This is a genomic window from Phyllobacterium sp. LjRoot231 (genome assembly GCF_964253365.1).
In the GTDB taxonomy this organism is placed as follows: Bacteria; Pseudomonadota; Alphaproteobacteria; order Rhizobiales; family Rhizobiaceae; genus Phyllobacterium.
Map to the genome: position 1 here is coordinate 2,484,287 of NZ_CAXUQT020000001.1, position 26,001 is coordinate 2,510,287.

Sequence of the window (26,001 nt, forward strand, 5' to 3'; positions counted from 1 at the left end):
GAGACTCGATATGTGTGTGTGATGTTGACCGATAGAGCAAACAATTCAAGTGCTTCTACCGCAGCGCCGCCTCACGTTGAATTCAGCAAGGATGGCGATCGCGCGACGATCACGCTATCGGGTGCATGGACCACGCGCAATGTTCGCCGTGTCGATGACCGCATGCGCGAAATTGGCCACGACAAGAGTTTTTCCAGCGCTGTGATCGAACTTTCCGGCATTGAATTGCTGGATACGGCGGGAACGTGGCTGATCGAACGCTTACGCACCACGCTAGAAAAGGCAGGCAAGCAGGTCACGGTCGAGGGGCGATCCGAAAGCTGGGGCGCGTTGTTCGATGCGGTCGGCGAAGCAGCATCCGCACCTGAGGAGCCCGTCCATATCGAACGGCCATCGCTGTTGATCAGCTTTTTGGCAGCGATTGGCAGGACTGTATATGCGTTTGGCGACGACTTTATCAAAGCCATGCATATCCTGGGTGCAACCGTGCGCGGCGCCCAGATGAAGGGCAGTGGTCGCAGCGGTATCAGGCCAGCAGCGATTGTACACCAGCTCGACAGCATGGGTATCGGAGCCGTGCCAGTGGTTGTGCTGATGTCGACGATCATCGGTGCGATCATCGCGCAGCAGGGTGCATTTCAGCTTCGCTATTTCGGAGCCGAGATCTTCGTTGTCGATCTCGTCGGTATTCTGGTGTTGCGCGAGATCGGCGTGCTCCTGACCGCGATCATGATTGCCGGCCGTTCCGGCAGCGCCATCACCGCCGAAATCGGCTCGATGAAAATGCGCGAGGAGACCGACGCTTTGACCGTCATCGGTCTCAATCCTGTCGGCGTTCTCGTATTTCCGCGTCTGGTGGCGCTGGTGATCGCCCTGCCGTTGTTGACGATCATCGCAGACTTCTCGGCTCTCGGCGGTGCAATAACAATCACCTGGGCTTATTCGGGTATCACCCCCGATGCTTTTATCCAGCGGCTGCGCGACGCAATCGATACGTCAAGCTATCTGGCCGGTCTGATCAAGGCGCCGTTCATGGCAATGATCATCGGCATCATGGCTTCGGTGGAAGGTATGAAGGTTGGCGGCAGCGCCGAGTCACTCGGCCAGCGGGTGACGGCATCCGTGGTGAAGTCCATTTTCGTTGTTATCGTGGTCGATGGCATTTTCGCAATCTTCTACGCATCAATCAATTTTTGAGCCAAGGCGAATGACTCCGGCAACAAACAGACAACCTGACGCTGACGCACACGAGGTCATCCTCTCGGTGAAGGATGTCAGCGTCTCTTTCGGCAAGGCGAAGATTCTCGATCACCTCTCACTTGACGTCTATCGCGGCGAGATTCTCGGCTTTGTCGGTGCGTCAGGCACCGGCAAGTCGGTGCTGATGCGGGCGATCCTCGGCCTCAACCAAAAGCAGAGCGGACAAATCAAAATATTCGGCCATGATATTGATCGCGCCTCGGAGCAGGAAAAGCTGGGCGTCGACATGCGCATGGGCGTGCTGTTTCAGCAGGGCGCGCTTTTCTCGGCATTGACGGTTCTTGAGAACATCCAGGTGCCGATGCGGGAATATCTCGATATTCCGCAAAGGCTCATGGATGAGCTCGCACGGCTGAAAATCGAGCTGGTCGGCCTCAAACCCGATACTGCGGAAAAGTTCCCGTCGGAGCTTTCGGGCGGCATGATCAAGCGCGCCGCACTGGCCCGCGCGCTTTCGCTCGATCCGGAGATCGTCTTTCTCGACGAGCCGACTTCGGGTCTCGATCCGATCGGTGCAGCGGAATTCGACGAACTTATCGCCAATTTGCGCGATACGATGGGTTTGACGGTCTATATGGTGACCCATGACCTCGACAGCCTGTTCGCCGTTTGCGACCGAATCGCGGTATTGGGTAAGAAGAAGGTTCTCGTTGAGGGAACCATTGAAGATATGCTGGCGTTCGATGATCCGTGGGTTCAGGAATATTTCCGCGGAAAGCGCGCACGCCAGATAGTATCCAATGGCAATAACAGGCGGCGGTCGACCCACGAACAGCCCAAGGCAGAGCAGGATCAGACGAAGTAATCTATGGAAACGAAAGCCAACTATGTCCTGGTCGGTGTCTTCACGCTCGTAGTGTGTATCCTCGCCTTTGGATTCGTCTATTGGATCGCCCGCTATGGCGATCGCAGCGAAACCGCAACGCTCGAAATCCGCATCGTAGGCTCCGTCACCGGACTGGCCGAGGGCAGCCAGGTTCTGTTCAACGGCATCAAGGTTGGCAGCGTGCGGCGCTTGTCCATCGATGCCAACAATCCCGATGCGGTTATCGCCCAGACGGAAGTCAACGCGACGACTCCGATCACCCGATCCACCCAGGCGACATTGGGCTTTGCCGGCCTGACCGGACAGGCCTTCATCGAACTCAAGGGTGGAAAGCTCAACGAGCCTAATCTATTGGAAGAAGCTGCGAAAGATGATCAGATCGCCCGTATGGATGCCGATCCTTCGGTGGTGAACAACCTTTTGCAGAAGGCGCAGACAATTCTTGAGCGTGTGGATAGTGCAGTGGGTACCATTGAAAGCTTCATCACCGAAGTGAAGGGGCCGCTGGTCGACACGGTCAGCAACACCAAGAAGTTCACCGACGCGCTCGCCAACAATTCCGATGTCATCGACAAATTCAGCCAGAGCGCTGAAGATGTTCAGGCTGTGGTAAAAGAAGCGCGGCAAATGATGACCCGCCTCAACACTGCATCGACGCGGGTCGATGGCGTTCTCGCCAAGCTCGACAAACAGCTATCGGATCAGGACGGCAGCGTCGTCAGGGAAGCGCAGGATACGCTCAAATCCTATCGTGCAGTCGCCGACAATCTGAATACCCGGCTCGGTCCGATCGCCGACAACATCAACCGATTCTCCGGACAGGGCCTGCGGGACGTGCAGGCGCTCGTAAATGAGAGCCGTCAGTCAGTACAACGCATCGAACGGGCAATCACCGATCTTGAAAGAAACCCGCAGCGCGTGATTTTCGGTGGTGGCGGCAGCGTTCCCGAATATGACGGACGCACACGCCGTTGACTTTGCCCGATTCGCATCGCATGAGAGTCAATGGGTTGTCACGCTTCGCAGGGACGGGGGCATTGGTGAGTTCAAGAACGACAGTTGCCGGTCTGCTGATGGCTTTGTCCGTTTCAGCCTGCGCCAGCTCTAAAAAGCTTGATACGTTCGATCTTTCCAGTGCTTCGCCTTCCGTGTCTTCAGCGAAGAAGCAGGGGCGTCAGATCCTGATCGCGGCGCCCTCGGCGCTCAAGGCGCTGGATGGCGAGAATGTCGTTGTCCGCTCCGGCCCTAATTCGATTTCCTATCTCAAAGGCGCACAATGGGCTGATCGCCTGCCGAATATCGTGCAGTCACGTCTGCTCCAGGCGTTCGAAAGCACCGGCCGTCTCGGCGGCGTCGGTCGTCCGGGCGATGGACTCGCGATCGACTATCAGGTGATCAGCGACATCCGCACTTTCGATATCGACGCGTCCGCCGGGGAAACCGCTGTCGTCGAAATCGCTGTCAAGATACTGAACGACACGAACGGAACCGTGCGTTCGTCGCGGGTTTTCCGCTCAACGTCACCGGTGGGTGGGCCGGTAAGCGGGCAAGGCAATGCGCTCTATATTGCCGCGCTTGACAGGGCCTTTGACAGTGCCACGAGCGATATCGTCAAGTGGACGCTTTCGGTGATTTAGGCAGGGTTATCTCCCTGTTCTTTTTAAAATTTGCAATCATTGTGCGTGGTTCGACAAGCTCACCATGAGGAACGTCGGGGTTCGCAGGGAGCTAGGAACCGCTACGGTTGCCGATTGTAATTGCAAATAACCACCTCCCTCGTGGTGAGCTTGTCGAACCACGCACAATGATTGCAGTGTCCGTCCTGGTTCTCCCCAACAAAAAACGCGGCCGAAGCCGCGTTTTTCACATCCATATACCAATTCTTACTTCAGCCGGTTACTCGCGTGCGCCAGCATCGTATAGACCTTGCCTGTATCCGACGTCAGGTAGTTCTGCGCCATGACATTGTCGCGGTCATTGCGGGAAACGTCTTCGAGCAGGCGTTCGAAATCATCCATGTAACGGTCGACGGCGCGCTTGAACTCGCTGTCGCCCTGATACTTGCGCTTGATCTCATCGAATGTCTGCTGACCCTTCAGCGTATAGAGACGGCGGGTGAACACGTTGCGTTCGCCAGCGCGATAACGCTGCCAGAGTTCGACCGATGCTTCATGGTCGATCGCGCGGGTGATGTCGATCGACAAGGAGTTCAGCGATTCGACGACCTGGCCAGGTGAGCGTCCGCCAGTCTCGGGTGCCTTCGCCTTTGGCTCGGCTTGTGCCTCGTCGCTCGATGCGCGGCGCAAGAGATCCGAAACCCAACCATTACCGGCAGGGCGTGCAGCCGGAGCTGCGCTGCCACGAACATCGAGGGTGCCGCGCATTGCAGGTGCCTGTGCCGGTGTAGAAGCCGGCGCAGGTGCGGATGCCCGCGGGGCCGCCGCCGGTTCGGTACGCTGCGGCTGTGCTGCGACGGCCGATGTCCGAGTGGGCGTCGCTGCGCGCACTGCACGGGCCTCGCCAACATCGGTCAAACGGCCGGATTTCTGAACGATTTCCGCGAGTTCCTTCAAAGCGTTGATCTGCTCGGACACAGCTTTGCGCATTTGCGCGGTCGACTGCTTGGCTTCTTCCGGCATGTCCATGACGCCGCGCTGCAGCTCGGAACGGGTTTCCTCCAGTTCCGCGCGGATGGCAGCGGAAGAGCGGCGAATTTCGTCCGTTGCATTGGCGAACTTCTGCGACGCCTGTTCGACGACTTCCGAGATCGAGTTGCGGATCTGTTCGGTTGTCTGTGTTGCCCGGCCTTCGGCACGGTCGAATGCCGAGGAAACCAGCGACTCGAACGAACGCATGGTCTTTTCGACGCTTTCCGATTTCGCGATCAAACCGGCCGCAAGGCTCTGCAGCGCTTCCTGACGTTCGTCGAAGGTAGATGCGAGGTTCGATTGCGACGCATTGATCAGTTCGGATGCCTTGTCGAGCATGCTGCCATGTTCTTCGAAGCTCTTGGCGATGGCGGAAATGTCCGTCAGCGTCGAGCTCGACAGTTGCGACAGCTTGCCGAGATTGCCATCGATAAGGCGGGTCGACGTCTGGAACGACTCCGCCGCCTTCGTTGCGTTTTCGGCGAAGGTCGTCGTCGTGTCGAGCAGACGCCCATCGATGTCGCCAAGGTTCTTGGTAGCCATATCGATCAACTCGCCGAGCTTCGCGTTGGAAGCGGAGAGCCGGTCGATCAGATTGCTGACGTCGTCGGTGAGGCCAGCCTTTGCAGCCTGAACGGCGGTGATGGTCTCGGCCGTGCGGCTGGCGATGGCATTGATCAGGGCCGCGTTTTCGACTCGCAGGCGCTCGGTTGCCGCAGTTGTCGCCTCGACCAGCTGCGAAGCCAGCGTACGGCCATTGTCAGCGAGGCTGTCCACAAGCGGCTGTGCAGTGTTGTCGAGAATGCCTATGATCTCCTGCGAGCGGGCAGCGAGAACTTCGTTGAGTTCGCGCGTGCTTTCCGCAAGCTTCGACGCAGTCGAATCCGTTGCCGCAGAGAAGCGCGCTTCGAGCGCTTCCAGATTGGCTGCGGCTTCGCGGGCCCGTTCGCCGAGACGCTTTTCGGTTTGCGCAAGGCTTTCGTTCATGCGCAGGCTGAATGCCTCGCCGTGGCCGTCGAGCGCTTCGCCGGCCTTCTGTGCTTCGCCGGTAAGGGACGAGGCGGCTTCGGTGATCTTGTCCCGCAGGCTGCGTGCCACGACGGTCGCACTCTGTTCGAGCGACTTGCGCACATTTTCGACGCCCATCGCCAGAGCGTTCTGCATCGTCGATGTGCGTTCGTCGATGGTTCCGCCATGGTTGTCGAAGGCCTTGGCCAGCACTTCGGCACTGTCCTGCAGGATAGCCTGCAGTGCAACCGTGCGGTCGCTGATGGCGCTTGCCTGGTTGTCCAAGGTCTGGCCAATGGCGGCGTTGCCCTGTTCCATGGCGGCGCGGATGCCGGCAATGCGGTCATCGAGCATGCCTGCATGTTCGTTCAACGTGTCGCCGATGCGGGTGTCGCTGTCCGCAAGCGCAGCCCGGATTGCTGTCGCGCGTTCTTCGAGAGCGCCGACATGCGATGCGAGTGTTTCGCCAAACTGGCTGTTGCTGTTATCGAGCGTGGCGCGGATGTTTACAGCGCGTTCCTCGATATCATTTGCATGCCGGTTGAGTGTATTCGCGATCTGGCTGTTGCTGTTATCGAGCACCGAACGAATGCCCGAGGTGCGCTCCTCAATGTCGTTTGCATGCTGGGCAAGCGTTTCACCGATGCGTGCATGGGTGTTTTCGAGTGCGGACTGGATCCCCGCAGTGCGCACGTCGAGCGAGGTCGCATGCGAGGCGAGGGTCTGGCCGATGCGTTGATCACTGTTGCTAAGCGCCTGCTCGATACCGGCGGTGCGATCCTCGATGGCGCTCGCATGGGATGCCAGGACATCGCTGATGCGCGCATCACTGCTGGTGAGCGCGGACTCAATACGGTTGGTACGGTCGTCAACCGAGTCGATGAAGCCACCCAGCGTGTCGTCGATGCGCGCACCGCTGGAGAGCAATGTCGACTGGATTTCCGCATTGCGAGCATCGATAGCCTGCGTATGCGCCGCCAATGTCTCGGCCAGCTTGCCGTCACTGCTCGACAGAGCCAACTGGATTTCCTGGTTGCGCTCGTCGAGGCTCTTGGCGTGATGATCAAGGGTTTGCGCAATCTTGGCGTGCGTATCGACGAATGCGGCGCGCATGCCCGACGTGCGATCCTCAAAGATCTTGGCATGTGCGTCGAGCGTCTGGCCGATCCGCGAATCGTTGGCCTGGATTGCCGCTTCAATGGTTGAACTGCGCAGATCGATGGTACGCGCATGCTCGTCCAGCGTTTCGCGGATTTTGGCATCCGTATCGGAGAAGGCGGCGTGCATGCCCGATGTACGGTCTTCGATCGCCTTGGCGTGCTGCTCGAGCGCCGAGCCGATGCGCGCATCGTTGTCGTCGAGGGCAGAACGCAAGCCCGCAGCCTGGCTTTCGAGGGATGAGCCATGGCCTCCGATAATCTGGCCGATGGCGGCGGTGCTGCTTTCGAGGATGGTCTTGAGGTTCGACGTATGGTCGCCGATCTGGCCCGCCTGTTCGCGAATGACGTTGGCCGCACGGTCTGTTTCGACAGACAGTGTTGCGGCGAGTGCCTCGCGGCTCTCGACCAGCTTGTCGGCAAAGGCCGCCGCATTGGTGGAGAGGAGGCTGCCGACGGAGTCAGACAGGCTCGACAGGTCGTTGCCGATCTTGGCCTTGGTCTCATCGATGATCCCATCGATCGAGGCGCGGCCGTCGGTAAAGGTTTTGGCGATATCGCGGGTACGCTCGATCAGTTGTTCGTTGATCTGGCGGGCGCGGGCTTCCAGCGCAGAATTGAGGCGCTCGGTGCTTGTATCCAGCGATTGCGCGCGCGTCTCGAACTCGGCGAGCAGTGAACGGCCACGTTCGTTGATTGTGGTGTCGAGTCCAGCGAGGCGCGTATCGAATTCGCCGACCAGCGTCTGCGTGGCATTGCCGAGCAGCGACAGCATGCTGTTGGTGCGGCCATCCAGCGTATCGGCAAGTTTCATCGTTACGGCATCGGTCTGTTCGGACAGGGCCGCAATGCGCATTTCCAGAAGATTTGCAAAGGCTTCGCCGGAAGTGCTGATCTTGTGCGAAATGTCGTCGGAACGCGAAACGATCGATTCGGAGATATTCTGTCCGCTTTGCGTCAGCCGGTCGATGAGCGTTTCGCCGGACTGGCTGATGGACATGGTCAGGTTGGTCGAAGCATTGGCGAGATTGTCGCGCAATGAATCCCCCGCTTGCGACAGTTCATCTTTCAACTGCTCGTGCGCGCTCGAAATAGAAGCGCGGACGCGTTCGGCATGGCCAATGACCGATTCGCGTTCGCCGCCGAGGCGGTCGACGAGGGTACGGATGCGATATTCGTTGTCCGTATAGACCCGTTCGAGCTGGTTGACTTCGGTCTGCACGAGCGTTTCGAGTTCGACTGCACGGGCGAGGGTCCGTTCGACACCTTCGCTCATGGCAGCCACTTCGCGGCGTACGGCTTGGCCAAGCGAGGCGACACGGTCCGAGGACATCATTTCCGGTTCGGACAGGCGCATCGCAGCTTCGGCCATTGAGCGCGCGGCATATTGCATTTCCTGGGCGCGGCGAATCATGACTGCAAAGGCCCAAAACAGCATGATCGGCACAATAATGGCGACGACCATGGCAATTGCATGCGGTGCTGCGGCAAAATCTGCGAATGAACGGATTGACCGCAGCTCGGAGCCATAAAGCGCATTGCCGAGCGCAAGCACTGCCGCCGCCCAAAGGACGCTGACGATCACTGTTGTCAGGGCATAGGATTTTGGCGCAGGCACGGCACTGGCCGGGCGCGTTATAGTCGTCGTCTGCAGCAAATCATCATTTGCCGGCTTGAAGGTCTGTGCGGGCACTGCCGGAGCCTTGGGCGGCGCTGGCGGTGCGGCAGGGATGGGGTTGGCAGCTTTGATCTGCGGCTTTGGTGCAGGCAGAGGAGTAGATGGCTCAGCGGCGACAGGCGCCTTGATTTCCGGCGCGTTCACAGGTTCCGGAGTTGCAGGCGGGGTATGTTTTTCCGCTGCCAATTCCTGAGCTGCCTGCGATATCTGCGCTTCCAAATCAGTGAAGGACAAGAGTTCGTCATCGATAGGTGACAAATCCATATCCATTCCAAGCGTGGACTCATCGAAATCAATTTCAAGAGCCTTTTCAAGAGCTTGGCCTAGTTCATCTTCGGCCTTCACTGCTTTGCTTTTCGGGGCTGTGGCCATGTTTACCTCACAATATTGGGCGGTGACCACATGTGAAGCCCACCGCACCATACTCTTTACACCGCTACTGTATCGTACTGGCACATGGATTGGAAAGAAACAATGGATTCGGGAAATGCTTAAAAGTTTAAACACAAGGTTAATTTTTTCAGGTCGAGCGAAATTTCATACGAACACCAAAATTTACCGTCTGTTCACCATAACCGGCCATTTCCCCGCAACGCTTGCCACGTTTTAACCTTGAATCAGAGACATTTGAGTAAAGTTGTTAGTTCAATTGTAAAGCGTTCAGGAGAGTACCCAATGGCACAACAAGCATCGATGGCCTTTGCATCGCCGGGAGGCGAAAAGTCGAAGCCATCGCGCAAGCGGCCAATCGATCTCGTCCATTTGACACGCGAGACGTTTGGCAACAGGGCCCTCGAAACCGAAATCCTCAATCTGTTTTCCCGCCAGACATGCGGCATCGTTGATCGGCTGGCTCACGCCAACACTGACGAGCGCGTTCGTCTCGCCAAATCGTTGAAAGGTTCGGCGCGTGCGGTCGGAGCGTTTCGCGTTGCCGAGATGGCCGAAGCCATCGAACAGGCGCCAAGCGATTTGAAGAAAGTCAAGGACATGGCGCCGGTCGTCGATGATGTCCGCGATTATATAGCCGCTATAACGCGCTAGTATCGAAGTCGGTCGAAACGCTCAACGTCCGCCATTTGCGGTCGGCCTCGATCTTTGCCAGGTCGTTCTTTTCGACCGCGTTCGCAGCGTCGCTGCCGAGTAGCAAGCGTAACGGTGGTTCCTCGAGGCTGGCTATGTGAAGGACGGCTGTAGCTGCCTTGACAGGATCGCCTGGCTGTTTGCCGTTGTAATCGCGCTGGAAACGGGCCACTACGCCCACTGTTGCATCATATTCGGGACGTCCATCGCGGATCGTCGTCGAAGCGCCGGCAAAGTCGGTACGAAAACCACCCGGTTCGATGATTGTCACCTTGATGCCCAGCGGACCAACTTCCTTGGCCAGCACTTCCGAGAAACCCTCGACGCCCCACTTTGCGGCGGAATAGGGGGCGCGGCCCAGCGCACCAATTCGGCCGCCGACCGAAGAAAACTGTATGATGTGGCCGGATTTCTGCGCACGCATCACCGGGATCGCAGCCTTGGTGACGTTGATGACGCCAAAGAGATTGGTCTCGATCTGCGCCCGGAATTCGTCAAGGCTGGTGTCCTCGATTGCATTGACATTGCCATAGCCCGCATTGTTAACGAGAACGTCGAGCCGCCCGAACGTATCGACCGCGCTTTTTATCGCCGCGTCTGCCGCTTCCGGGTCTGTCACGTCGAGTGCGAATACGCGGACCTGGTCGCCATAACGCTCCGCCAGGTCGGAAAGCTGTGAAGGATTGCGCGCCGTGGCGACGAGCTTGTGGCCTGCTTCAAGCACTGCCTCTGCCAACGACCTGCCGAGGCCGCGGGAGCTGCCCGTAATCAACCATACCTGTACCATGGATGTCTCCTTGATTTATCGGAGGCGATATAGGCTTTATTGTATCTCCTTGAAAGAAGGCACCCGTTGGAACTATACATACCTGTTGGTAACTGAGGAACTGAAATGACCGTCCAACCTCCACAGCAAGCCATCGACTTTTGCGCCACCATGACCGATGAACAGGATGAATTTGCGCGTGAAATGTTTGAGCGGGTCTCGGCCAAGTGGCCGCTGCGCACATTGCAGATATTGCAAGCTGCAGGCGGGCCTTTGCGGTTTTCCCGCGTGCTCGAGCGGGTAGGCGGCATCAGCCAGAAGGTATTGACGCAGACCTTGCGCATGCTGGAGCGGGACGGGCTGATCACACGAACGCTTTATCCCCAGGTACCACCGCGGGTTGAATACGAACTTACGCCGCTCGGCTATGAGCTTCTTTTGCAAACAGTTCCGCTCTGGCACTGGATTATCGAGCACCTTCCGGCATTCACCGCCGCGCGCAATGAAGCTGTAACGCCCACATCCGCAAACTCCGACCCGCGCTAGCGGCTGCGTCAGGGAATGCAATTGACTTGCCCGCCAAAATCCCTATGTGAGCGGTAACTTTCCTGCTTTGGGGCGAATTTTTATGGCAAAGATCACTTTTGTCACTCACGACGGCGCGCGTATTGAAACGAACGCGGAAAACGGCTCGACCGTAATGGAAAATGCCATCCGCAATGCGGTGCCGGGCATCGATGCGGAATGCGGCGGTGCTTGTGCTTGCGCCACGTGCCATGTCTATGTCGATGAAGAATGGACCTCCACGACGGGCGAGCCGGAAGCGATGGAAGAGGACATGCTGGATTTCGCCTATGACGTTCGCCCGAATTCGCGCCTGTCCTGTCAGATTCGCGTTTCTGACGATCTCGATGGCCTCGTCGTCCATGTTCCCGAGCGTCAGGCCTGATAATATCGGCTGATATTTTCTCATCTACCGATTAGAATAGCTGCCGTTCCAGCTGTTTCAGGCCGCGGTGGAATGCGTTCTCTTGACCTTCGCGAGTGCAATCGTTACGCGCTGTGCAGCCCGTGCGTCCTGAACGCCCAGCCATTACCCTTTTTGTCTGCACGGCATGCAGAAGTCCTGGCATGAGGAATTTTCGATGAGCGAAATTATCAAAACCGATGTTGTGATCATTGGCGCGGGACCTGTTGGCCTGTTCGCGGTGTTCGAGCTTGGCCTTTACGATCTCAAATGCCATCTCATCGATATTCTGGACCGTCCGGGCGGCCAGTGCGCCGAGCTTTATCCGGAAAAGCCGATCTACGACATTCCGGCTTGGCCTATTATCAGCGGGCACGATCTCACCGAAAAGCTGATGGAGCAGATCAAGCCGTTCGCGCCGCAGTTCCATTTCAACCGCATGGTAACGAAGCTCGAGCGGCAGGCGGACGGTACATTCCATGTAGAAACCGACGAGGCGGAGGTGTTCGAAGCCAAGGTTGTCGTGATCGCCGCCGGCGGTGGCTCGTTCCAGCCGAAGCGCCCGCCGGTACCGGGCATCGAAGCCTATGAGGGCAAGAGCGTCTTTTATTCCGTGCGCCATATGGAGGAATTTCGCGATCAGGACATCTTGATTGTCGGTGGCGGCGATTCCGCGCTGGACTGGGCGCTGAATCTGCAACCGATCGCGCGCAGCCTTACCGTTGTCCATCGCCGTGCCGAATTTCGTGCTGCACCGGACAGCGTCAAGAAGATGTTTGAACTGGTTGAAAGTGGCAGCGTGCGTTTCGAACTCGGTCAGGTTTCCGGGCTCAAAGGCGAAGATGGCCAACTTTCGCACGCAACGATCAAGGGTGCCGAGAGTGAAATCGACATTCCGGTTACGCGCCTGCTGCCGTTCTTCGGCCTGACAATGAAGCTCGGACCGATCGCCGGTTGGGGGCTTAACCTGCACGAAAATCTCATTCCGGTGAGTGTCGAAACCTTCGAGACATCGGAGCCTGGCATTTTCGCTATCGGTGACATCAACACCTATCCCGGCAAGCTGAAGCTCATCCTCTCGGGCTTCCACGAGGCGGCGCTGATGACCCAGGCGGCCAAGCATATCGTCAGTCCGGGCGAGCGCATTGTGTTCCAGTACACTACATCATCGACTAGCCTGCAGAAGAAGCTCGGCGTGAACCAGTAATCAGGGAGTTTTTGCGAACTCGCGTTGCAACCGGAAAACCAGAAGCCGCTCGAATCGGCTGTCGAAATTGACGGCCTCGACGCGATCAAACTGGATTTGCGCAAGATCGTGCTGCCTCATCAGCTTGGTCGTCAAACCATCGATATCGGCTTTCAATGCGGTGCAATCGCTGCGCCAGGGCAGCGCCTTGATCGCGCGCTCCATATCGCCCGCTGCCGTACGAGCAATGACGATGTGGCTTTCCTCGTGCCGCTTGATGTCTGCGGATAGCGTATCCCAGATCAGTGCGAGATCCGGCTTCGCCGTGCGCCGCTGTACCCAGCGCGGCAGGTAGATCTGGGCATGAACGACGATGTTTGCATCAACAACACGGCAGTTCTTGCCGTCCGAACCGTATTTTATCCTGTTGGTGAAGCGCATCTTCGTCATACCGGGATGACGCTGGCCCGTTTTTTGCAGAACCGGTCCACGGCGATACAGTTCGCGATCAAGATCGGCTGCCGTGCGGCCGTTCAGCGCGAAATATTCGTATTTGCGCAGGACTGTTGCCGCGTTGGCGGCGGGTACAGCCATGAGAAGCGCCATACCGAGGGATGCAGCTTTGGCAAAAATATGCATTTGGTATTTCCTTTTCAGCCAAGTCTGCCCGATCCTGACACTATCGTCAAAAACATTGCGGATGAATTGACGTTACGCACGTTCTGATCAAAAACAGGACAAGGATTTGTGAAGTTCAAGGAGCGCGCCGATGCAAAGAGAATGGAAACTGGCACATGGCCGGTCTCTGACGTTAGGCGACCGCGCGCTGATCATGGGCGTCCTCAACGTCACCCCGGACTCTTTTTCCGATGGCGGTGTGCATTATTCTCTGGATCAGGCTCTGGAGGGCGCGCGGGAGATGATCGCTGAGGGCGCGTCGATCATCGATGTGGGCGGCGAATCGACCCGTCCGGGCGCCACACGCGTCGAGCCTGAAGTCGAGCAATCGCGCATTCTGCCGGTGATCGAAGCGCTGGTAAAAGAGACGGATATCATCATCTCCGTCGATACCTACCGTGAGGAAACCGCCCGGCTCGCCGTCGCTGCCGGTGCCCATATCGTCAACGACGTCTGGGGTGTGCAGCGCGAGCCTGCCATAGCCGATCTCGCGGCAGAAACCGGAGCCGGGCTCGTCATCATGCATACTGGACGCGAGCGGGAACGCGATCCGGATGTCATCGTCGATCAGTTCGCCTTCCTCAACCGTTCACTGGAAATTGCCAAGGTGGCTGGCGTTTCGCGCGACCAGATCGTGCTCGATCCCGGCTTTGGCTTTGCCAAGGATACGGCGGAAAACATTGCCCTGATGGATCGTTTTTCGGAGCTTTCGGCTTTCGGCTATCCGTTTCTTGTCGGTACATCGCGCAAACGTTTCCTGCGCGCGACCTCGGGCGGTGAGCAACAGGAATGGGACGTCGCCACGTCCGCATCGTCAGCGATCCTGCGGATCGCCGGTGCGGATATTTTCCGGGTGCACAACGTCGCGATGAGCCAAAGCGCCTTGGCACTGGCGGATGCGGTATTGAAATCGCGCAGAGAGAGGAAATGACAGCTCCGAAACACAAGGCGTGGCTCGGGCTTGGCGGCAATATCGGCGATCCAGTAGCATCAATGGCCAAGGCATTGCGTGCGCTGGACCAAACCGGCGATACGCGGGTTCTGGCGGTCTCGCCGATCTACAAGACTCCGCCATGGGGCAAGACAGATCAGGCATGGTTTCACAATGCCTGCGCCGAAGTCGAGACCTCGCTCGATCCGGAAGCGCTACTCGCAGCTTGTCTCGATGTGGAAAAGCGCTTGAAACGCCAGCGGCTCGAACGTTGGGGCCCCCGTATCATCGATATCGATGTACTGGCCTATGAAGGTCTGGAAGAATTCGAAAGCCCAACGCTCACCTTGCCGCACCCACGCATGACCGAGCGAGCCTTCGTGATGGTGCCGCTCGCCGATATCGTGCCGGATCTGGTGATCAGCGGTAAGACCGTCGTGCAATGGGCCGTCCTTTGCGACAGAACCGGCATAGAAATAGCCCGCAGCGATGCGGGCTGGTGGAAATGAACGAGCTCTAATTATTACGACCATACCTATTTATTATTCCATGAAAGGCATAATATTGCTATGCTGTGGCCAGTCGAATATACGGACGAGTTTGGACAATGGTGGGAAACGCTTAGTGAAAGCGAGCAAATCAGCGTAGCTGCACATGTAGGCAAACTTGAGCAGCGTGGACCTAATTTGCCTTTTCCGTATTCAAGCGGGATCAGTGCTTCGAGACACGACCATATGCGAGAGTTGCGGGTGCAATCCAGCGGCAAGCCAATACGGGTATTCTATGCTTTCGATCCGCGTCGATGGGCAATTTTGCTTATCGGTGGTGATAAGACCGGAGATAAGCGTTTTTATGATCGGATGATTCCGGTGGCCGACGATCTCTACGATGTTCATCTCGCGGAACTTAAAAAGGAAAAAGACAATGGCCGGTAGACATTCATTTGCAGAATTACGGGCGCGCATGACGTCAGAAGCACAAAAGCAAGTGGAGATTGCTTCCTTGAGTTTGGAGGAGGAGATGGATCTTGCCGAAGTGAGGCGTGCAATGAAGTTGTCGCAGGATGAACTTGCGCAAACGCTTCAAGTTGGACAGGGATCGGTCGCCAAGATTGAAAAACGGGCCGATATGTATGTCAGCACGCTCCGCCGATTTATTGAGGCAATGGGCGGTGAGCTAGAAATAACGGCAAAATTTGGTGGCCATAGCGTGAAGATCAAGAGCTTTAGCGATTTGTCTGAAAAGCGCGGGATTGAACGCTAGTTCTTCGCAATACTGCCCACAGCGGTTGCATCAACACGCTTCAACGTCATACCCACGACCGGGATCAACTCTGCATCGAGCCGCACCGAAATCGTGACGTTCATCGTGTTGTCATCGTTGAATTTTGCCTGCATGGCGCCGCTCAATTGCTTGCGGCTGATGGCGAGCACGACGCGGTTGCCGGAGACATTGCCGCCGGTGATGTCGAGACCCTTACCGGCCGAACCATCGAGGAAGCTGCCCTTGTAGCTGTTGCCGGCGCGAACGATCGTTGCCTTCATCGGCTGGTTGAAAATGCCGACGCGGCAGCTGCCGTCCAGCGTCATGCCGGCCTTTTCCTCTGGCGTAGTTCCATCGAGGGTGCAGACGAATTTCGTGCCCTTGTACTTGCCGGCAACAATCTCGCCGGGACCGACCCATTGACCTTCCACGGTCTGGAAGAATTCGGCGTCCTTGTCCTTGGCTTGTGCCGGCAACGCCAGAAACGCGCAGGCGAACAGGGACAGGGTAGCGGCTGCTGCGCTTCTTTTCATCGACAAGACTCAACACAAATCATTGGAATGGGTTACTGAGGCGATCATCGTCCGGAATGGTTAATGGATGGTTGCCATTCTCGGCTAAATTGCAACCCCATGAAGACAGGAACCTCGGCGCTATGGCTTTTTTGCACCACCTATACGCGCCAGATCGCCAATGAAATCGCCGATGCTCGGGCGCTTTTCCGCATTGAACGGGAAGGGTCGCACGAGATCCATAGCGGAAATGCCGATGCGGGCGGTCATCAACCCGTTGATCACACCTTCGCCGAGCCGCGCTGAAAGCCGTGCTGCCAAACCGTGGCCGACCAGCTGCTGGATAATGCTGTCGCCCATCGCCACTGTGCCGGTGACGGCAAGATGCGCGATGACATTGCGTGTCAGCTTGAGAAAACCGAGGGTGCCCGGCCTGCCGCCGTAGAGCTCGGAAAGCCGCCGGATGAGACGTGCCGATTCGAACACCACATAGCCGATATCGACAAGTGCACGCGGACTGACCGCAGTGACGATTGAAACGCGCTTGGAAGCGGCAAGGATCATCTCCCGCGCCTGCCTGTCTAAGGGGCGTAGCAGCTCCGTCTCGGTAAGCCGGATCAAGTCGCGCCCGTCGATCACGTCATCGCGCAGATCGTGTAGCAGAGCGCGGCCTTTGGCCGTAGCGGGCAGGGTTTCGGCAATGGAGACGAGCTTGCCGACAGCAGTTTTCGCCGCGCGAGCGTCGTTGTCCGAGGCAGCCTTGGCAGCTTCGTCGCGCAAATGTTGCACCGAGGCGAGGCGGCGGAGCGCCAGTCCCTCGCGGAGGACAATGGCAATCAGCGCGAACGCTGCGAGGACACTGACGCCAAGCGCCACCCAGCCAAGCCATGGCGCACGCTCGAACAGCGTGCGAATGAGGTTATCGGCCCATAGACCCAGCGCCAGCGAGACCAGCACGCCAAGTGCGCCGGTGAGCAGGGAGGCAAAAGAAAAACGTTTCTTTTGCGCCAGAGCAGGCGGCGGCGTCAGTGCATCGAGTTCGCTCGCCGCCTCCGAATCGAGGTCGAACACATCGACGGCTGCCGGTGTGATGACCGCGACATCCTTGATCGCGGTCGGTTTGCGCTGTTGCGCGGGCGTGGCCTTGCGCAGAGCCTCTGTTAGCTCCGGCTGTTCGACACGAAACGAGGCTGGCTTGCGAGGATTCATGCGAGGCGATCTCCGATGAGGAATTGTAGCGCGCGATCGAGCCTTATATGCGGCAAAGACAGAGTGAGGCCTTCAGCGGTCTTTTCCAGCCGGGGCGGGCGGAAGCGGACGAAACGGATGGCCGGGTCTTCAGAAATCGATTCCGGATGTTCAAAGATTGAGTCCGGTTTTGCCGGCAAGTCACCGGGAAATATGGCTGTTTCGGTTTTGCCGTCGAACTTTTCGCCGTTGATGGTTTCGCCTTTCAGCGGCGTTCCGATGATGACCGGCAGCGTTTCCTTGCCCTGCGTCACCGTCGCCTCGCGCGTGGCGCGGACTGCTGCCATTGCCAGCACATCGACGCTTGCACCGGAAAAATCGGCACGGCTGACAGCGCGATCGACCAGGCGCCGGACGATGGCCTGCAGTCGATCATGGCTCTCATGGTGCAGATGATCGGCCTTCGTTGCTGCGACCAGAATGCGGCTGATGCGCCGTTGCACGAGGCCTGTCAGGAAATTCGTGCTGCCGGGACGAAAGCAGGAGAGGATTTCGGTCAGCGCGCGTTCCAGATCAGCCACAGCCGAGGGTCCCGCGTTCAATGCCTGCATGGCATCGACAAGGACGATCTGCCGGTCGAGCCGGGCAATATGCTCGCGGAAAAACGGCTTCACAACATGGGTCTTGTAGGCCTCGTAGCGCCGCTCCATCATCGCCGCCAGCGAGCCGGGGCGGGGCTTCCCGCTTTCGAGCTTCGGCAACGGGGCGAAGGTAAGCGCCGGCGAACCCTCAAGGTCGCCGGGCATCAGAAAACGGCCGGGCGGCAGCGTTGACAGTGCTCGCTCATCGGCCTTTCCTGCCTTCAAATAATCGGTGAAGCTTTTTGCCAGGCGCTGTGCTGTCATCTCGTCCGCAGGAGCATCCGCGTCTGCGCCGTCCGATACCTTGAACCAGTCGGCCGCGAGGTCGCGATGGCTTTCAAGCTGCGCCAACTCAAACGAATCTCTGGAAAACTCCGCATAGGTTTTACCCAGCAGCGGCAGATCGAGCAGCCATTCACCGGGATAATCGACGATATCGACGGAAAGCTTGCCGCCCGAGAACATGCGGTTCCACATCGAGGCGGATTCATACTCGATCGTCAGGCGCAGTTCGGAGATTGCCCGCGTCGAGTCCGGCCAGATGCGCTCGTCGATCAGCGCCTTCAGATGATCCTCATACTGAAAGCGCGGGACTGCATCGTCGGGCTGCTCCTCGAGATAGGCGCGGGCGATACGTCCGGATTTCTGCGCCTCAAACAGCGGGAGGCGGCCGCCATGGATCAAATTATGCACCAGTGCGGTGATGAAGACAGTCTTGCCGGCACGAGAAAGGCCGGTGACACCGAGCCGTAGCGATGGGGACATGAGTCCGCTGGTGCGGTCGGCCAGCGTATCGAGCGCGATTTTCGCTTCGTCGGTAAGTGTCGTCAGTGTTCCCAATTCAACCGTCCTATGGCCGCGCTAATCTCAGCCCATTTGGGTGGGCAATGCCTTAATGGCAAGCAAAAGGTGGTCAGAGATGTTCGGAGGGAGAAAAGAAAGCCTGCAAGGTGCCGGTTCCCGGGCGGATTTCTGCAAGCGGGCTGTCAAACTGGATAACAGCAAGGGCGGCAGTCGGAAAGCCCGATACGAAGGTCGCATGGCTGGGAGGATTGCCACGGCCGGCGAGGGCTGTGGCCAGTTCCTCCATCATCGGGTTATGACCGATCAGCATCACGGAGTTGGCTGCTTCGTGTTCGAGCCCGGCCATGCGAATCGCCATGAGATAGGCGTCAGGACCGGCCGAATAGAGCTTTTCGGAATCTTCTAGGATGAAAGGAGATTGGATATCAACGTACTCAAGGGTTTGTCGCGCCCTGATCGCGGGTGAACACAAAACGATCTCCGGTTTCAGTCCGGAGCGCCTGAGTTCCTCACCCAGGACCTTGGCGGCTTCGATGCCGCCCGTATCGAGCGTCCGGTCGAAGTCTTTCTGGCCGGGGGACGGCCAGACTGCTTTTGCATGCCGGAGCAAATAAACCTGGCTCATCCTGCAACTCCCCTGATGATAATTGCTTCAACAGGTGCCACGCTTCCCCGAAAGACGCAAATGTTGGATAAATCCTCTGCGGCAAATATGACGATTATTAAATAATTGTGCAAAACAGGCCTGTAGAATTTCTGGGCGGCATGCATTTTTGCAAGGCAGACTACAACCAATAGTAGAGCCTTGGAGCTACAGAACACCGGAATTTATCATCATTTCCTCGTATTTTTGTTGAGAGAATCGATGAATCTTGGCGGTTTTGCCGATAATTTGAGCAAAAAAGCACGGTTTCTTTCTTTGATTTACATGTCTTTTTGTAGTTGTGCGCCAATCTGACACGACCTATATAGGCCTCCTCGCGTCTCATAGGTGCAGGGTGATTCAAAGATGAATAAACTTATCGATCTTGACTACAAGCCCACGGATGACGAGCCCTTCATGAGTGATCGGCAGAAATCCTATTTTCGTGAAAAACTGATCAACTGGAAAAATGATATTCTGCGGGAGGCGCGTGAAACGCTTGAGATCCTGCAGCAGGAAAATGCCAATCTGCCGGATATCGCAGACCGTGCATCATCCGAAACGGACCGTGCCATTGAGCTTCGGGCCCGTGACCGCCAGCGCAAGCTGATCTCCAAGATTGATGCTGCCTTGCAGCGCATCGACGATGGGACCTACGGTTTTTGCGAGGAAACCGGCGATCCGATCAGTCTGAAGCGTCTCGACGCGCGCCCGATCGCAACCTTGTCGATCGAAGCTCAGGAACGTCACGAACGGCGCGAGAAAGTCTACCGCGACGACTGAGCTGCAATCCGAATTAAAGAAAAGGCCCGGTTTTCCGGGCCTTTTTGTTTTTGTAGTGATTAAAGCAGCTCCAGGGAGACCTTTTCAAGAATTCAGCCTGATGAGGCAGATGGCGTGGTTTTCGAGAACCGGAGCGGAGTGGACTTTTTCGAAGAAGAGTCGGTCCGGCACCCATTGCAAGCGAGGCGCTCCAACGCATTGCCGAACTCTACAAGATCGAAGATGAGATACGCGTCGGACGCACGAAGAGCGCAGTGCCAACCGTCAGGAAAAGAGCCGCCAGCGGAAGTTGGCTTAGGACTTCGACACTATACCCAAGCTGAGTACCCACATTTCGCGATAGCAGAAGTCGGGGTCGGAAATCAGGCGCTCCGGCTCTTCGCCGATCGCCTTCCATTGGTGATGATCCGCTTCTGGCAAGTCGCACGTTCGGGCAAGCCCGGATAAGAATTCGAGATTGTTGCGGATGTATTCGCGCTCCACGGGCCTGAGTGGCTGACGGCGCTCTGCTAGCGTTGTGATGGCAGAGACGTTCTCAAGGCCCGCCGCTCGAAACCAGGCTGACACGCGAGTTCCCCTCATGGCGCCGGACATCTGTATATCATCAGATAGCGCATCGAGCAGACGCCACGTCAGTTTAGGATCCTGCGGCTGATACTGCCAAACCGAGATATCGACCTCCTTCACGGCAACAAGTCCGCCCGGTTTCACGACGCGGCAGAACTCCTCGATTACTTGGGTTAGCTCTTCGTCACTCAGATACTGGATGACGTTCGCGCTCCAAACCGCATCGAACGTGCCCGTCTCATACGGCAGCGCGGTGATGTCACCGGTTCGCGCGCTTATCGGACAGGTAAACTGTTGGCTTGCAATCAAGCCTTCGATTGCCTCAACATTTTCCCGTGCCAGATCTAGAGCCTCGATATGTCCCTCGACGCCCAGCAATTCCGCCATTAAAGGCAGGAAGACCCCATTCCCTGCACCTGCGTCAAGCACTGACCAGCCAGGTCGGATGCCGGCGGCACGAAGAGTGGCATCATACTCGTCCTTTAGCGCCAGATAATGAACGTCAAGATGTCCGCCGGCGCTGAGCTTGTGCCCAGCCGATGTAATTTGTTCGGAATTTGAGGCGTTGTTCATTTTGTCTACTGGGCCTTAGGTCCGAATAACGGCGTTCATGGGCATGGCCTTGTAGCGCAGGTTAGTCTGCCTTGCGCCATCCGGCTCGCACCTCGTATCGCTATATGAGTGTCGGAAGAAAATACCGCTTATCCAGGATTGTCAACGGCCATCCGAACGGCCGGATCGACGAGCTCCTGCCCTGGGCCTACATCCGCACTCCCAAGCTCAAGGCCGTGGCCTGAGAACACCGCTTACGGATTATCGAAGGGTCTCAACGTTTCTCGGGTCGAGAAAGATCTCCCAGCAGCCGTTCCATCTCGTCTTCGATACTGTCCTGTTTCTTAGGCTTTTCTTCCTTGCCTGGCGCGATATTGAGCTCACTTCCGAGATCTGTTTCGAACGCGTCGCTGAAGTCCATATCACCCAAGGTTATTTCAGATTCTTCCGTTTCCATGGGAGCGTCGAGCATTTGTTCCTCGGCGGTGGTGGCCGCCGGTTCGTTGCGCACAGCGAAGGGGAATGCGGCGGCAGTCGTCGTCCTGGTTTCCGCAGGCACATCCCCGGCTGGTTCTGGCGTGTCGATCTTCGGTTCGGCGCGAGGTGCAGTTCCAAAGGAGGGCGAGGCGGTTCGCTGCCAGCCATTGTCCCGGGCAGGCGCGCTTATGATTGGAGGCTCGATCGGCGCGGCAGGCGTCGCTGCCGGAGCTCTTGAGGCTGGCGGAACGGGTTGCATCGGCGGGATAGGTGGCAACGGGGCCGCCGATACCTCTGCCTGTTTCGGTGGTTCAGGCGGGCGCATTTCCCTTGGCGGCTCTGCCTGTTGTGGCGGTGCCGGACGAAGCGGTATCTGCGGCGCTGGCGCTGCCTGAGCAGGTGGAGCAGGGGTGTGAGCCGGTGGCGCTGGAGGTGCGACACGAGGCGGCGTGACGGGCTGGGCGCGAGGTGCTTCCGCCGCCTTCGGTTCGGGCCTCGATTCAGGCTCGGGCGTCGTTGCGGCCGCTGCCGGCTCAACCCGCGGCTGCCGTGCGAACTGGCGAATATTCTGCTCGATGACCACGTCGCTGGGGCCGCCGATCAGGATCAGGTGCTCGACATCGTCGCGGCGGACGAGTACCAGCCGCCTGCGATTATCAACAGCCGCTGCATCGGTAACCGAGAGGCGCACCTGCCGGTTGCGCCCGCCCGCGACGAATGTACCGCCCGTCACCCGCCGCAATACCGCGAAGACCAGGAGAAGCAGGGCGATAACCAGAATGAACAGAAGAATAAATCCCACGATGGGGGCAGCGCTTTCGCCAACAATAGTGGCAAGCCAAGCGTTCATGACAAATTCTCCTCTTTATGCGACAGCGCGAAGATTGAAATCGGCGTGAATCACGTCGTAGGGGACAAAAACTTTTTTGTCCGCAGACCGCTCCACAATGCCCCAATCTATGAGGATCGCCACATCATCGTGAACGCGTCTCACGTCGCGCTGCAGTGAGCGTGCAAGACCACGAACACTCGAAGGTCCGATCTTTTGCAAATGCTCGATCAATTCCCAGCGCTTCTGACTAATAACCGAAAACAGTTGAGCCGGGGAACTAAATGTAAAGGTGGCAACGGGATCTGAAGGCGTACCCGTTCGCATCGCCTGCGCTGTCCGCGCAAGAGTTTCCGCCAATACTGCATCCGCATCACTGCGTACCTGGACAAGCGCTTGCTTCATTGCTGCGGTCTCCTTTTCAAAAGTTCTGCTCTGAAGTCGTCCAACAAGGCCTCCGGTGTCGTAAACCGATACGGATATTCTTTGCCGTCAAGATGGCAATGATCTCCTTTGCCCCGTTCATTATCAAAGCCGACTATCCTCTCATTGTTCCAGCCGAAATAGAGGCGATACTTGAAAAGATGTGTGCTTCCCGGCACCGGTTCTGGAACTTTCCAGATGACGATTTCCATGACCATACCATCTGGAAAAACCTGTTTTGATCGCTCAAGTAAGACAGCATCCATGTTGACATTTATGTCATCGGAATGACCGTTGTCAAGAATGTCAACAGCATGGAGAGTTCTGGCCCTGTTGGCGGAAGGACAGCTAAACCGTGGAATAATCGCGGTCATATAAAGGATGGGGTTTATGCCGCGGCAAAGATATGATCCAAACGATTCGAGAATGAACATCGGCTTGATGCAATTGCGCCGGTGACGAAGAAAAGGGGTTTGAGACGCATGTCTCAAGAAACGAACAGCGATCTTTATCCAGAACCGATCATCGCGAACACGAAATCGAACAAGGCGGGCCTGCGTCTGGTTGTCCTTGGCTTGCTGCTGATCGGCGTTTCTGTCCTCTATTTCATCTATCGCGATCAGCTCGGACAGCAGTTCCTGCTCGGCCTTCTCGGCACGCTGGCCATGACCGGCGTGTTCTATCTATTCGGCTCGGCAATCAATGTCATCCAGTTCACGCCCCGCGGCACCAGCGACGAACTCACCCGCGCCTTTGTCGATACTTTTCCGGAAGGCACAGTCGTCTGCGACCAGAAGGGCCGTATCGTCTATGCCAACAGGGCCTATGCCGAACTGACCGGCGTCACCAATTCCAATGATGTGCGGGCGATCGAACATATTCTTTCCAGTGAGGCTGCGGCCTCGGACCCGATTTACCGCCTCGCCAATGCCGTGCGCGACGGCGTTTCCGGCCAGGAGGAATTGCGCCTGTCGCGACCGCTCGATCCATCGCGCGAACCTGTGCCGACGTGGTACCGGGTCAAGGCGCGGCCGGTCGCGGGCATTCCCGACCAGACGACGCCAGTCTATGCATGGCAGATCGCCGATATTTCGGCCGAACGCGCCGAACAGGAGCGTTATTTCCAGGACATCCAGGAAGCCATCGATCATCTCGATCATGCCCCGGCGGGCTTCTTCTCCGCCGATCCGGATGGCCGCATCATCTATATCAACGCGACGCTGGCCGAATGGCTGGGCGTCGACCTGACGCGGTTTACGCCCGGCTCGATGATGGTTCGCGACATCGTCGCGGGCAATGGCATGGCGCTGATCAACGCAGTCAAGACCGAACCTGGTACGAGCCGCAACACCGTCATCGACCTCGACCTTGCCAAATCCAATGGTCAGAGCCTCGCCGTGCGCTTCTACCACCGCGTGCAGGCGCAGCGCGACGGCAGGCGCGGCCCAACCCGCACCATCGTGCTCAACCGCGCCGAGGGTGAGGACAATTCTGCGGCGCTGCGTGCGGCCGAAGTACGGTTCACGCGTTTCTTCAATTCCGCGTCCATGGCCATCGCCGCGGTTGATGCAACCGGCAAGATCTTGCGCACCAATGCGCGATTCCTCGGTCTTTTCTCGCCCGTCGTCGATCGCGACGACATCGACCGCCGCATCCCGCTTGAAACTGTCGTGCATGAGCGCGACCGCGAAGCTTTCGACCGGGCGCTGGCTGCGGCATTTGCCGGCAAGGCGGAAATTTCCCCGGTAGACACCGTGATTCCCGGCAATGAGGATCGTCATCTGCGCTTCTATGTCAGCCCGGTGTTCGACTCAGGTTCGGAGGATGGCGCCGAGGAAGCAGCCATTGTTTCCGTCGTTGAGACCACCGAACAGAAGGCGCTTGAGGCGACCATGGCGCAAAGCCAGAAAATGCAGGCTGTGGGACAGCTTGCGGGCGGTATCGCACATGATTTCAACAACGTGCTGACCGCGATCATCATGTCGTCCGATCTGCTCTTGACCAATCACCGCGCGTCGGATCCGTCCTTTGCCGATATCATGAACATCAAGCAGAATGCCAATCGCGCCGCTTCGCTGGTGCGGCAGTTGCTCGCGTTCTCGCGCCGCCAGACCTTGCGGCCGGAAGTGCTTAATCTGACCGACGTGATTGCCGATGTGCGTATGCTGCTGACGCGACTTGCCGGTACGCAGGTCAATCTCAAGATCGAGCATGGCCGCGATTTGTGGCCGGTGCGCGCCGATCTTGGCCAGTTCGAACAGGTCGTGGTCAATCTCACGGTCAATGCCCGCGATGCGATGCCCGAAGGTGGCAAGCTGACGCTGCGCACGCGCAACGTGAATCAAGCCGAAAGCGCCGAACTCAATTACCGCGATCTCGTTCCGGGCGATTATGTGCTGGTCGAGGTCGAAGACAGCGGCACCGGCATGACGCCGGAAGTGATCGAGAAGATTTTCGAACCGTTCTTCACGACGAAGGAAGTTGGCAAGGGAACGGGTCTCGGTTTGTCGATGGTTTATGGTATTATCAAGCAGACCGGCGGCTCGATCCACGCCGAGTCTGAGCTTGGCAAGGGCACGACCTTCCGCATTTTCCTGCCGCGTTACGTGGAGGAAAAAAAACCCGATGTGCTGAACGCCGACGGAGAAATCGTTCCGGCCGAAATGCCGAAGAAGGAGAAGAAGACGGAAAAAGCCACCGATCTCTCCGGTTCCGCAACCGTTCTCCTGGTCGAGGACGAGGACGCAGTCCGCATGGGCGGGGTTCGCGCACTGCAATCACGCGGCTACACGGTGCACGAGGCATCCAGCGGCGTCGAAGCGCTCGAGGTGATGAAGGAACTTGAAGGCAAGGTGGATATCATCGTTTCCGATGTGGTCATGCCCGAAATGGACGGCCCGACGCTGCTGCGCGAACTGCGCAAGGATTACGGCGATGTCAAATTCATCTTCGTCTCGGGTTATGCGGAAGACGCCTTTGCCCGAAACCTGCCGGAAGATGCCAAATTCGGCTTCCTGCCGAAGCCGTTTTCGCTGAAACAGCTGGCAACGGCGGTCAAGGAAATGCTGGAGAGCGAGTAAACTACTCGTGACCGGACCGGCTCTACACGTTCACGTTGTAAAGTGTAGCTT

General features: G+C 57.7%; 25 protein-coding genes and 1 pseudogene. 15 read left to right on the forward strand and 11 right to left on the reverse strand.

The window, feature by feature from the left end:
* Nucleotides 1–21 precede the first annotated feature (21 nt).
* Genes ACSQ3H_RS12180 through ACSQ3H_RS12195 form a run of 4 tightly spaced genes read left to right on the forward strand, consistent with a single transcriptional unit; the run spans nucleotide 22 to nucleotide 3,723 of the window.
* Nucleotides 22–1,197 carry an ABC transporter permease gene (locus ACSQ3H_RS12180; protein WP_436117307.1) on the forward strand — a complete coding sequence of 392 codons (1,176 nt, stop codon included), beginning with the start codon at nucleotides 22–24 and terminating at the stop codon, nucleotides 1,195–1,197.
* Nucleotides 1,198–1,207: 10 nt separating this feature from the next.
* Entirely contained in the window at nucleotides 1,208–2,065 is an 858-nt protein-coding gene (locus ACSQ3H_RS12185; RefSeq protein ID WP_436117308.1) for an ABC transporter ATP-binding protein, read from the forward strand.
* A 3-nt stretch (nucleotides 2,066–2,068) separates the two neighbouring features.
* The gene (locus ACSQ3H_RS12190) at nucleotides 2,069–3,061 is read left to right on the forward strand and encodes an MlaD family protein (protein WP_436117309.1); all 993 of its coding nucleotides are present in this window, start codon (nucleotides 2,069–2,071) and stop codon (nucleotides 3,059–3,061) included.
* Between the two features lie 20 nt (nucleotides 3,062–3,081).
* On the forward strand, nucleotides 3,082–3,723 hold the full coding sequence (locus ACSQ3H_RS12195; RefSeq protein ID WP_436117310.1) for an ABC-type transport auxiliary lipoprotein family protein: 642 nt from the start codon (nucleotides 3,082–3,084) through the stop codon (nucleotides 3,721–3,723).
* Nucleotides 3,724–3,969: 246 nt separating this feature from the next.
* Here ACSQ3H_RS12195 and ACSQ3H_RS12200 read toward each other — a convergent pair whose 3' ends face one another.
* The gene (locus ACSQ3H_RS12200) at nucleotides 3,970–8,949 is read right to left on the reverse strand and encodes a kinesin (RefSeq protein WP_436117311.1); all 4,980 of its coding nucleotides are present in this window, start codon (nucleotides 8,947–8,949) and stop codon (nucleotides 3,970–3,972) included.
* A gap of 303 nt (nucleotides 8,950–9,252) precedes the next feature.
* Here ACSQ3H_RS12200 and ACSQ3H_RS12205 point away from each other — a divergent pair, with 303 nt between their 5' ends.
* Nucleotides 9,253–9,621 (forward strand): Hpt domain-containing protein, encoded by a 369-nt coding sequence (locus tag ACSQ3H_RS12205; RefSeq protein ID WP_436117312.1) that lies wholly within the window; start codon nucleotides 9,253–9,255, stop codon nucleotides 9,619–9,621.
* Here the strand turns inward: ACSQ3H_RS12205 and ACSQ3H_RS12210 are convergent.
* Nucleotides 9,608–10,447: an oxidoreductase gene (locus ACSQ3H_RS12210; RefSeq protein ID WP_436117313.1), complete on the reverse strand. Its 840-nt coding sequence runs from the start codon at nucleotides 10,445–10,447 to the stop codon at nucleotides 9,608–9,610. The two genes, ACSQ3H_RS12205 and ACSQ3H_RS12210, sit on opposite strands and share 14 nt — an antisense overlap.
* Before the next feature lie 105 nt (nucleotides 10,448–10,552).
* Here ACSQ3H_RS12210 and ACSQ3H_RS12215 point away from each other — a divergent pair, with 105 nt between their 5' ends.
* The 3 genes from ACSQ3H_RS12215 to ACSQ3H_RS12225 all read left to right on the forward strand — a co-directional run bounded on the left by ACSQ3H_RS12215 (nucleotide 10,553) and on the right by ACSQ3H_RS12225 (nucleotide 12,600).
* Nucleotides 10,553–10,972, forward strand: a complete 420-nt coding sequence (locus ACSQ3H_RS12215) for a winged helix-turn-helix transcriptional regulator (protein ID WP_436117314.1) — start codon at nucleotides 10,553–10,555, stop codon at nucleotides 10,970–10,972.
* Nucleotides 10,973–11,054: 82 nt separating this feature from the next.
* Nucleotides 11,055–11,375, forward strand: a complete 321-nt coding sequence (locus tag ACSQ3H_RS12220; RefSeq protein ID WP_436117315.1) for a 2Fe-2S iron-sulfur cluster-binding protein — start codon at nucleotides 11,055–11,057, stop codon at nucleotides 11,373–11,375.
* Between the two features lie 196 nt (nucleotides 11,376–11,571).
* Nucleotides 11,572–12,600 carry an NAD(P)/FAD-dependent oxidoreductase gene (locus tag ACSQ3H_RS12225; protein WP_436117316.1) on the forward strand — a complete coding sequence of 343 codons (1,029 nt, stop codon included), beginning with the start codon at nucleotides 11,572–11,574 and terminating at the stop codon, nucleotides 12,598–12,600.
* On the opposite strand, the gene ACSQ3H_RS12230 is transcribed toward ACSQ3H_RS12225, so the two are convergent.
* A complete protein-coding gene (locus tag ACSQ3H_RS12230; protein WP_436117317.1) occupies nucleotides 12,601–13,218 on the reverse strand; it encodes a DUF922 domain-containing Zn-dependent protease in 618 nt (205 codons plus the stop codon). It abuts the gene before it with no gap.
* A 130-nt stretch (nucleotides 13,219–13,348) separates the two neighbouring features.
* Between ACSQ3H_RS12230 and folP the strand changes: the two genes are divergently transcribed.
* The 4 genes from folP to ACSQ3H_RS12250 are packed head-to-tail and all read left to right on the forward strand — an operon-like array spanning nucleotide 13,349 to nucleotide 15,451.
* Complete coding sequence (gene folP, locus ACSQ3H_RS12235; protein ID WP_436117318.1) at nucleotides 13,349–14,188, forward strand: dihydropteroate synthase; 840 nt, start codon at nucleotides 13,349–13,351, stop codon at nucleotides 14,186–14,188.
* Nucleotides 14,185–14,697: a 2-amino-4-hydroxy-6-hydroxymethyldihydropteridine diphosphokinase gene (gene folK / locus ACSQ3H_RS12240; RefSeq protein WP_436117319.1), complete on the forward strand. Its 513-nt coding sequence runs from the start codon at nucleotides 14,185–14,187 to the stop codon at nucleotides 14,695–14,697. The genes folP and folK overlap by 4 nt, the downstream gene beginning before the upstream one ends.
* Before the next feature lie 60 nt (nucleotides 14,698–14,757).
* Complete coding sequence (locus tag ACSQ3H_RS12245) at nucleotides 14,758–15,123, forward strand: type II toxin-antitoxin system RelE/ParE family toxin (RefSeq protein ID WP_436117320.1); 366 nt, start codon at nucleotides 14,758–14,760, stop codon at nucleotides 15,121–15,123.
* Nucleotides 15,113–15,451, forward strand: a complete 339-nt coding sequence (locus tag ACSQ3H_RS12250) for an XRE family transcriptional regulator (protein ID WP_436117321.1) — start codon at nucleotides 15,113–15,115, stop codon at nucleotides 15,449–15,451. The genes ACSQ3H_RS12245 and ACSQ3H_RS12250 overlap by 11 nt, the downstream gene beginning before the upstream one ends.
* Here ACSQ3H_RS12250 and ACSQ3H_RS12255 read toward each other — a convergent pair.
* The 4 genes from ACSQ3H_RS12255 to ACSQ3H_RS12270 all read right to left on the reverse strand — a co-directional run bounded on the left by ACSQ3H_RS12255 (nucleotide 15,448) and on the right by ACSQ3H_RS12270 (nucleotide 19,221).
* Nucleotides 15,448–15,984 carry a hypothetical protein gene (locus ACSQ3H_RS12255; RefSeq protein ID WP_436117322.1) on the reverse strand — a complete coding sequence of 179 codons (537 nt, stop codon included), beginning with the start codon at nucleotides 15,982–15,984 and terminating at the stop codon, nucleotides 15,448–15,450. The genes ACSQ3H_RS12250 and ACSQ3H_RS12255 overlap by 4 nt on opposite strands.
* A 120-nt stretch (nucleotides 15,985–16,104) precedes the next feature.
* Nucleotides 16,105–17,172 carry a YcjF family protein gene (locus ACSQ3H_RS12260; protein WP_436117323.1) on the reverse strand — a complete coding sequence of 356 codons (1,068 nt, stop codon included), beginning with the start codon at nucleotides 17,170–17,172 and terminating at the stop codon, nucleotides 16,105–16,107.
* Complete coding sequence (locus ACSQ3H_RS12265) at nucleotides 17,169–18,632, reverse strand: YcjX family protein (RefSeq protein WP_436117324.1); 1,464 nt, start codon at nucleotides 18,630–18,632, stop codon at nucleotides 17,169–17,171. The genes ACSQ3H_RS12260 and ACSQ3H_RS12265 overlap by 4 nt, the downstream gene beginning before the upstream one ends.
* Before the next feature lie 73 nt (nucleotides 18,633–18,705).
* The gene (locus ACSQ3H_RS12270) at nucleotides 18,706–19,221 is read right to left on the reverse strand and encodes a SixA phosphatase family protein (RefSeq protein ID WP_436117325.1); all 516 of its coding nucleotides are present in this window, start codon (nucleotides 19,219–19,221) and stop codon (nucleotides 18,706–18,708) included.
* Between the two features lie 384 nt (nucleotides 19,222–19,605).
* Between ACSQ3H_RS12270 and dksA the strand changes: the two genes are divergently transcribed.
* Together dksA and ACSQ3H_RS12280 are read left to right on the forward strand one after the other, a co-directional pair.
* Complete coding sequence (dksA, locus tag ACSQ3H_RS12275) at nucleotides 19,606–20,022, forward strand: RNA polymerase-binding protein DksA (RefSeq protein ID WP_091877580.1); 417 nt, start codon at nucleotides 19,606–19,608, stop codon at nucleotides 20,020–20,022.
* Nucleotides 20,023–20,183: 161 nt separating this feature from the next.
* A pseudogene (locus ACSQ3H_RS12280) lies at nucleotides 20,184–20,302 on the forward strand (IS66 family transposase); the annotation flags it as partial.
* A 14-nt stretch (nucleotides 20,303–20,316) separates the two neighbouring features.
* Here ACSQ3H_RS12280 and ACSQ3H_RS12285 read toward each other — a convergent pair.
* The 4 genes from ACSQ3H_RS12285 to ACSQ3H_RS12300 form a co-directional block, all read right to left on the reverse strand.
* Nucleotides 20,317–21,162, reverse strand: a complete 846-nt coding sequence (locus ACSQ3H_RS12285) for a class I SAM-dependent methyltransferase (RefSeq protein WP_436117326.1) — start codon at nucleotides 21,160–21,162, stop codon at nucleotides 20,317–20,319.
* A 253-nt stretch (nucleotides 21,163–21,415) separates the two neighbouring features.
* Nucleotides 21,416–22,468 (reverse strand): hypothetical protein, encoded by a 1,053-nt coding sequence (locus tag ACSQ3H_RS12290; RefSeq protein ID WP_436117327.1) that lies wholly within the window; start codon nucleotides 22,466–22,468, stop codon nucleotides 21,416–21,418.
* Nucleotides 22,469–22,483: 15 nt separating this feature from the next.
* Nucleotides 22,484–22,852 (reverse strand): HVO_A0114 family putative DNA-binding protein, encoded by a 369-nt coding sequence (locus ACSQ3H_RS12295; RefSeq protein WP_436117328.1) that lies wholly within the window; start codon nucleotides 22,850–22,852, stop codon nucleotides 22,484–22,486.
* Complete coding sequence (locus ACSQ3H_RS12300) at nucleotides 22,849–23,304, reverse strand: toxin-antitoxin system TumE family protein (protein ID WP_436117329.1); 456 nt, start codon at nucleotides 23,302–23,304, stop codon at nucleotides 22,849–22,851. The genes ACSQ3H_RS12295 and ACSQ3H_RS12300 overlap by 4 nt, the downstream gene beginning before the upstream one ends.
* Nucleotides 23,305–23,352: 48 nt before the next feature.
* Between ACSQ3H_RS12300 and cckA the strand changes: the two genes are divergently transcribed.
* Nucleotides 23,353–25,950, forward strand: coding sequence for a cell cycle histidine kinase CckA (gene cckA / locus ACSQ3H_RS12305; protein WP_436117330.1), 2,598 nt, complete (start codon nucleotides 23,353–23,355; stop codon nucleotides 25,948–25,950).
* Nucleotides 25,951–26,001 lie beyond the last annotated feature (51 nt).